Origin of the sequence: Chromohalobacter sp. 296-RDG, assembly GCF_029889885.1 — a bacterium.
Lineage (GTDB): Bacteria > Pseudomonadota > Gammaproteobacteria > Pseudomonadales > Halomonadaceae > Chromohalobacter.
Window position 1 is genome coordinate 1 of sequence record NZ_JARANY010000085.1, and the last position, 7,233, is coordinate 7,233.

Annotated in this window: 6 protein-coding genes and 1 pseudogene; 5 read left to right on the forward strand and 2 right to left on the reverse strand. The window is 60.4% G+C overall.

Features of this window, described 5'->3' with window-relative positions:
* The 3 genes and pseudogenes from OP495_RS15810 to OP495_RS15820 form a co-directional block, all read left to right on the forward strand.
* Positions 1-214 (forward strand): annotated as a pseudogene (locus OP495_RS15810) (monooxygenase); the annotation flags it as partial.
* 67 nt (positions 215-281) lie between these two features.
* The gene (locus OP495_RS15815; RefSeq protein ID WP_280563816.1) at positions 282-944 is read left to right on the forward strand and encodes a response regulator transcription factor; all 663 of its coding nucleotides are present in this window, start codon (positions 282-284) and stop codon (positions 942-944) included.
* On the forward strand, positions 941-2,344 hold the full coding sequence (locus OP495_RS15820) for an ATP-binding protein (RefSeq protein WP_280570646.1): 1,404 nt from the start codon (positions 941-943) through the stop codon (positions 2,342-2,344). The genes OP495_RS15815 and OP495_RS15820 overlap by 4 nt, the downstream gene beginning before the upstream one ends.
* A 35-nt stretch (positions 2,345-2,379) precedes the next feature.
* On the opposite strand, the gene OP495_RS15825 is transcribed toward OP495_RS15820, so the two are convergent.
* Positions 2,380-3,507: a glycosyltransferase family 9 protein gene (locus tag OP495_RS15825; RefSeq protein WP_280570648.1), complete on the reverse strand. Its 1,128-nt coding sequence runs from the start codon at positions 3,505-3,507 to the stop codon at positions 2,380-2,382.
* 198 nt (positions 3,508-3,705) lie between these two features.
* Positions 3,706-5,118: a mannose-1-phosphate guanylyltransferase/mannose-6-phosphate isomerase gene (locus tag OP495_RS15830; protein ID WP_280570650.1), complete on the reverse strand. Its 1,413-nt coding sequence runs from the start codon at positions 5,116-5,118 to the stop codon at positions 3,706-3,708.
* Between the two features lie 118 nt (positions 5,119-5,236).
* On the opposite strand from OP495_RS15830, the gene OP495_RS15835 reads away from it, so the two are divergent.
* On the forward strand, positions 5,237-5,971 hold the full coding sequence (locus OP495_RS15835) for a hypothetical protein (protein ID WP_280570652.1): 735 nt from the start codon (positions 5,237-5,239) through the stop codon (positions 5,969-5,971).
* 35 nt (positions 5,972-6,006) lie between these two features.
* A complete protein-coding gene (locus tag OP495_RS15840) occupies positions 6,007-7,080 on the forward strand; it encodes a glycosyltransferase (protein ID WP_280570654.1) in 1,074 nt (357 codons plus the stop codon).
* Positions 7,081-7,233: the final 153 nt, after the last annotated feature.

Here is a 7,233-nt window from a genome sequence, read left to right on the forward strand (position 1 = left end):
CTCGACGGCGATTGCCACGGCACTGACGCACTACGATGCGTCACGTGTCGAGCGCGTCGGCGAGATCGTCTCCCGCGCTCGCAAGCGCGCGGCGATGATCCATGGCCTGGACCCCGAAAATACCCAAGCCTGGTATGACGAACTCGCCCACGCAGACGGCGACGCCATCATCGCGGGGCTCGAGAAGACCGTTGTCGGCGGGCCACTGGGCTAAACGCCCCTTAAGAAACATTTAAGCTTCATGCATCATGCTACGCTGGCGCCAGTTACAAGGAGGCCCCATGCGTATACTCTTGGTCGAAGACGATCCCCTGCTGGGCGATGGCATCAAGACCGCACTCGCCCGTGATGCTTATACCGTGGACTGGTTCACCGAAGGCCATCACGCCATCGAGGCGGTGCATAATGAATCTTTCAGCGCCATGATTCTCGATCTGGGCCTCCCCGATATGGATGGCATGACAGTGCTTGAGCGCCTGCGTGAAGCTTCCTCACTGCCGATCCTCATCCTCACCGCGCGCGACGCCGTCGAGGAACGTATACGTGGGCTCGATGCCGGCGCCGACGATTATGTACTCAAGCCCTTCAATCTGCAGGAATTGCTCGCGCGCTTGCGCGTCATCACTCGACGCGCCGAAGGCCGCGCGTCACACACTCTGACAGTCGGCGCCTTGAGCATCGACGAGGCCAGCCACAGTGTGAGCTGGCAGGGGCTTGATGTCACGCTGGGGCGGCGCGAATACGCCCTATTGCTCGAATTGGCGCGTCATCCCGACAAGGTGCTCTCACGCCCTCGGCTGGAAAGTCTTCTCTATGGCTGGGGAGAAGAAGTCGCCTCGAACGCGGTGGAGGTCCATGTTCACCATCTGCGCAAGAAACTCGGCAAATCGCTCATCATGACCGTCCGCGGTATCGGTTATCGTCTGGATCGCCACGCGACATGACATCCATTCGTTATTATCTGCTCCGCACGCTGACGTTGGTCCTCGTCGTGTCCGGCGGCGTGGCGGTGCTCGCCTCGTATTTGATTACCGATCACGAGCTGGAAGAAATGCTCGACACCCAGCTCAGCCTCCACAGCCGTATCGTCGCCGGCCAGCTACCGGAAGACGCCAGCGATGCCGAACTCGCGCGACTGGCCAACCATCTCAGCATTCCCGATCATCCTGCACGCGCCTACCACGATGGCAAACCCGTCACACTCGCAAGCGATGATGCCACGTCAGCCAAGCTCTATCACGAGGAAGAACGCAAACTCGCGCTGGGATTCTGGGAACCCGACAAGACACCACGTCTGCTTCAGGGGAAGTGGACACAGGATGCGCCTTTTCCCGCACCCGACGAAGAAGGTTTCCGCTGGGTCGACTACGCCGGCCACCGCTGGCGTGTCTTCAGCACGTTCGATGAGCGCCACAAGCTGTGGATCAGCATGGGCCAACGTGGCAATTTCCAGCGCGAGATCGTCGAACGCATCACCTGGAACAACCTCATTCCCATGCTAGTCCTGTTGCCGCTCATGTTGTGGCTGATGAACCGTATCATCCGCCGTGGCTTGACCCCTATTCGGCGTCTTTCGGACCAGGTACAAGGACGACATGCCCGTGATCTTCGGCACATCGAGCTCAACGTTCCCCGCGAACTCGCGGGACTGCGTCACTCGCTGAATGACTTCATCGACAGGCTGGGCGAAACCCTGGAGCGTGAACGGCGCTTCACCGCGGACGCCGCGCATGAATTACGTACCCCGCTGGCCGCACTGCGTATCCACCTGGACAACGTCAAGGCCGGCGAAACCGCATCGCTGCAAAAGGCTTATACCGGCGTCGATCGTTTGCAACGTGTCGTCGAACAACTATTGGTACTGGCGCGGCTGGATCGCACACCGGATAGCCACACCAGCCCAATCGACCTCTACCCCATCGTCATCGAACTCATGGCCGACCTGTGGCCCCTCGCCCATGAGCGCCGGCAACAGCTGACGCTCGAAGGGCTCAAACAATTGCGTGTGCATGCCGATGAAACCGAAGTCGGCATTCTTTTCCGCAACCTGCTCGATAACGCCCTGCGCTACACGCCGGAAGGCAGCCATGTCGAGGTGGAACTCAGCGAAACCGCGTCAGGCACCGCCCAGTTGAGCGTGCGTGACAGCGGTCCCGGCATCCCCGACGAACTGCTCGAGAAGGTGACTGAGCGTTTCCGTCGCGCCTCCGACCAACGCACCACCGGCAGCGGCCTGGGACTTTCCATCGTCGTCGAACTGGCCCAGCGCCAGCAGGCTACACTCCAACTGCGCAACCGTCCTGAACATGGGCTGGAAGCCACCATCGTCTGGAGCACACCATGAATTGCAAAAGGCGCGCCAAGGCGAGCCTTTCCCGCCTACCTGTTATCGCTTGCCAGAAGTAGCGAACTGCTATGGCGATACTTTTTTTGCGACAGTCCAGGGCCCAAGTTGACGCACACCTGCTCAGCGACCTCGGCCGGAGTTGGCTGGAAAAGCGTCAAGTCTGAGGGGCCTCTGGGTGAAAACTTGCGTGACTTCCCCACTCGCAACAGCGCCAATACCGGGATCTCCAAGGCGGCAGCCATGTGCATGGGCCCCGTGTCCGGCGTGATCAGGCATACCAGGTTAGCTAGCACACCCAGAAAGTCTCGCAGCGGCATCTGAGGAAGCACTCGACCGAACTCGCCAGCGACACTCTCCAGTGGCGTGCGCATGGTCTCCTCCTCCGGGCCCAACAACACCAGATAGGGCTTCTGACGTTGCTCGAGATCACGCAGCAAGTCTTGCCAGAACTCGAGCGGCAAACGCTTACCGAGATGGCCACCGACGAAGATTCCAATGGATGCCTGTAATCCCGAGAGGCTGGTCAGTCCGGTGGCAGCGACACGACGCTCCTGTTCGGACACCACCAACCATGGACGAGAGGAACACGCCAGACCCAAGCTGGCCGCCAGAGAACTGACTATCTCGTGGGCATGAGATGGTGATACATCACTGACCCAGTCATGGCTCGCCTCTAGCCGCCCGCGTTGTCCCAAACTCTTGCGAGCACCGCATAACTGTATGAGAAGCCAGCTTGTCAGTGAGTTATCACCGACCTGAATGGCCAAGTCGTATTTTCTCTGCCTCAGCCGAACAAGCAATTGCACCAGTCGCCACGGCCGAACCAGCATGCTGCGACTCAAGGCGTGGTAGTTGGCCAACGGCATGCCCTCAAATAGAGCGCGGGTGGTGTCGGTTCCCAGGTAGTCGATATCGATTTCCGGTCGCCCCTCGGCAAAGGCCTGGATCAAGCGGGCACCGATGACGGCATTGCCAATACGAAAGTTGGGGCGTACCAGCAGGACACGCCGAACACCATGAATAGCCTCGGGCGTAGCTGGGCGAGCTGAGCGCGAACCTCGCGCAATCGCTCGGTAGACCCAGCTCTTGGCCGCTTTTTCGAGACGTCGTCCCAGGTGGCGCATGGCAGTATGCCGACGCAGGTAAGTCAGGGAGAACATGCGGGCACTCCTTCCTATGTGGATAGCCCTGCAAGTGTCCCCGCGCTGGCTTATGTGACCCTTAACGTCGCATTGCCGCTGTCCTTGCGATATTACCTTCGCTCTTGTCCACTACGGCAAGCGGCCCGATTGAACCGCCCTCCAAGAGCGGATCAAGCCTCTCCGCTTGATCTTGAATGCTACTCAATACGCTATTCATCAGCCACGTCGGTAGTCGTCATCAAGACGCACGATATCGTCCTCGCCGAGATACGCGCCGCTTTGCACTTCGATGAGTTCCAGTTCGATGCGGCCGGGGTTTTCCAGACGATGTGTGGTGCCCAACGGGATGTACGCGGACTGATTTTCACCCAACAGGAAGACCTCGTCTCCCCGGGTCACCCGCGCGGTGCCGGACACGACCACCCAATGCTCGGCGCGGTGATGATGGCGTTGCAGCGAAAGGCGGGCACCGGGATGTACGCGAATATGCTTGACCTGAAAGCGTGCGCCCTGCTCGACGCATTCGTAACTGCCCCACGGGCGATAGGCACGTCGCTGAGCGATGCCCTCCTGGCGCCCGAGCGATTGCAGACGCGCGACCAGGGTCTTGACCTCCTGAACGCGGTGACGATCCGCCACCAGCACGGCGTCAGGGGTTTCGACGACGACAAGATCCGAGATCCCGAGCGTCGCGACCAGACGCGACTGCGACTGTACCCAGGCGTCTCGCGTATTTTCCGCGATGACGTCACCGCGCAGCAGATTGCCGTCATCGTCTTTCTGCGCGACGTCCCACAATGCCTGGTAGGAGCCGACATCCGACCATCCCGACGCCAGAGGGACGACGACACCGGCCCGGGTATGTTCCATGACGGCGTAGTCGATGGATTCGGCGTCGCATTCAGAAAACGCGCCCGACTCGGGACGTAGAAAATCGAGATCTGCCCCACGTCCGGCCCAGGTCTTCTCCACCAAGGCATGCATGGCCGGTCGCCAATATCTCAGCTCTTCGAGGTAACGATCCCCTCGCAACAGGAACATGCCGCTGTTCCAGAGATGATGACCGTCTTCGACAAGATCACGCGCATGCTCGGCATCCGGTTTTTCCACGAAGCGTTTGAGCGGCTGCAGGCCTGCGGTGATGTCGTCCACCTCCAGGTAGCCGTAGCCGGTTTCTGGATGACGCGGCACGATGCCAAACGTCACCAGATCACCTCGCTCCGCCGCCGGCAGCGCCGTCTTCAATGCGTCGTGGAAAATCGCCACGTCTTCGAGGTGATGATCGGAAGGCAATACCAACAGGGGCGCGTCACGGTTCGCACTGGCTTCGCGCGCCTGCTGGCAAAGCGCCGCTATGGCAATCGCCGGCGCGGTGTCGCGTCCCTCGGGTTCGAGCACGATATCCGCCTCGCAACCGATTTCACGCAACTGCTCGGCAACAAGAAAACGGTGGGCATCCGCGCAGACGACGATGGAGCGTGCCACGTCGAGCCCCTCAAGACGCTCGAGCGTCGCCTGCAGCAGGCTCCGCTCGCCAAGCAGCGCCAGGAATTGCTTGGGCGTATCGCGACGCGACAGCGGCCACAGGCGGGTTCCATTACCGCCAGCGAGAATCACGGGCGTCAGCATGGCATCTTCCTCATCCGGGCATATCTCTGAGCGTACGGTAACCAGCCACCACGGCAGGCGCCAGTCCTGTCATGACATTGCCTTGACAACCTCCCCCCACTTCCCGAGGATTAGCGCCTTGTTTCCCGAACGAGGCGGATCGCCACTCATGCCGTTGTATCGTGTCTCGCTCAATGGTGTTGCGCGCTGGTATTACATGCGCACACGCTTTGCGTTCACTTCCCATCTCGAGTTGTCGCAACCCGGCACGACACGACAAATGGAAGCGGTGGGCAGCAGTCGTTTCTTCCTCGAGCCACGCTCCAACACCCTGTTCAAGCTGATCGCCGACAAATTCACGGCCCATCGTCAACCACTCAACTGGTGGCTGCGCGATATCCTCGAAAAACGTCTGTTCGGCGGCTTCGATGCCCTCAAGGAATGGCGAGCCAATGCCTGTATCCGCCAGGCCGGACTGCGCGCCATCGAATGCCGTGGTATCGGCGTGGCCCTCAACCCCCTCAACCCATTGGGGTCGCTGCTGGCCATGGAACATCTCGACCGGGGCGAATCCGGCGCGGATTACTTTCGCCGCCAGGAAGAAGAAGCACGCTTGGCATTTCTACAACGTGTATGCGATGACGCCGTGGCCCTGATCCGGCACGGCTACTATCATCGCGACTTTCATTATGGCAACTTGCTGCTCGATGACGCTGGCGAGATCATCTGGATCGATACCCACGTCAAACGCCTGCCGCAAGATGCCCGCCAACGCCGCCAGACCATTATGGCCATGCTTAGCCCCACGAAATTGCAGGGCGAGCGTTATCGGGCATTCGCCGAAGCGTATCTGGTTGACCAACTCGCGCTATAGGAATCGGCGCTCATCGACGCACCAGGGAAGACACCATGACAGCCAAACGTTTTGCCTTCGTCATTGCCGATCTTTACGGCGGCGGCGCGGAGAAGTCGCTGCTTTACACCGCTGACGGCCTTCGCCAGCGCGGCCACGTCGTCAAGGTCTTCATCCTGCGCGATAAAATCGAACACCGCCTGCCGGATGGTCTGGAGATCGAAAATCTCGGGGTCATCAATCGTTTCAGCAAGCTATTTTCCACCGTATGGGTGGAAAAATGGCAGGCCACGCGCATCGCACGTGCCTTGAAGGCCTTTGCCCCGGATGTCGTGCTGTCATGCTCCTGCGACAAGATCACTCGGCACCTGGCATTCCCCAACTTGTGGTTCTGGATCAAGAGCGATATCTCGGCGAAATTCAGCGATCCCGAACAACGCACCAAGGCCTTCACCAAAGTGCATCACTTCTATAGCGGGCGCAATGTCGTCGCCGTCTCCCAGGGCGTCAAGGACAACCTTCTCGATGTCATCGGCCTCCAGCCGGCCGAGATTCGCGCCATCTACAACCCTTACGAGCGTGCGCCCTTCCTGCGCATGGCCGAGGAGCCGGCGGATATTCCCGAGGGCGAGTATTTGATCAACGTCGGCACCTTCGAACCACGCAAGCGCCACGATCGATTGTTGCGCGCCTACAAAGCCAGTGGCGTCACCACACCACTGATGCTGCTGGGGAAAGGCAAAGGCGATGAAGAAGCCAAGCTACGCGCGATGATCGAGGACATGGGACTCGCTGGCCGCGTCATCCTACCCGGCTACCAGACCAACCCCTACCCCTTCATGCGCCACGCCAAGGCCTTGATCCTGACCTCGGACGCCGAAGGCCTGCCTCGCGCGCTGATCGAATCGCTGCTGCTCGACACGCCGGTGGTCAGCGTCGACTGCCCCTCCGGCCCGCGTGAAATACTCTCGGGGGAACTCGCCGACTTCCTGGTCCCGCGCGAGGACGAAACGGCGCTGGCCGACGCCATCGCGCGCATGGATGCCCACCCGGTCCGCGTGACCGAGGCGCATTACCGCCCGTTTCTAAAAGAAACCGTACTACCGCAGTTCGAGGCGCTGGCAGGGTAAAAGACACACGCTCACGTACTCGATCCCGCATCCTGAAGAAAGACCTTGAAGGCTTGCCAGAGCGGACTGCGGTAGCGCTCGGGATGCCACAATAACGAGAAGTCCCGAACCAGGTGCAGCGGGGTCTCCAGTGCGACGAGTTCGCCGCGTTCG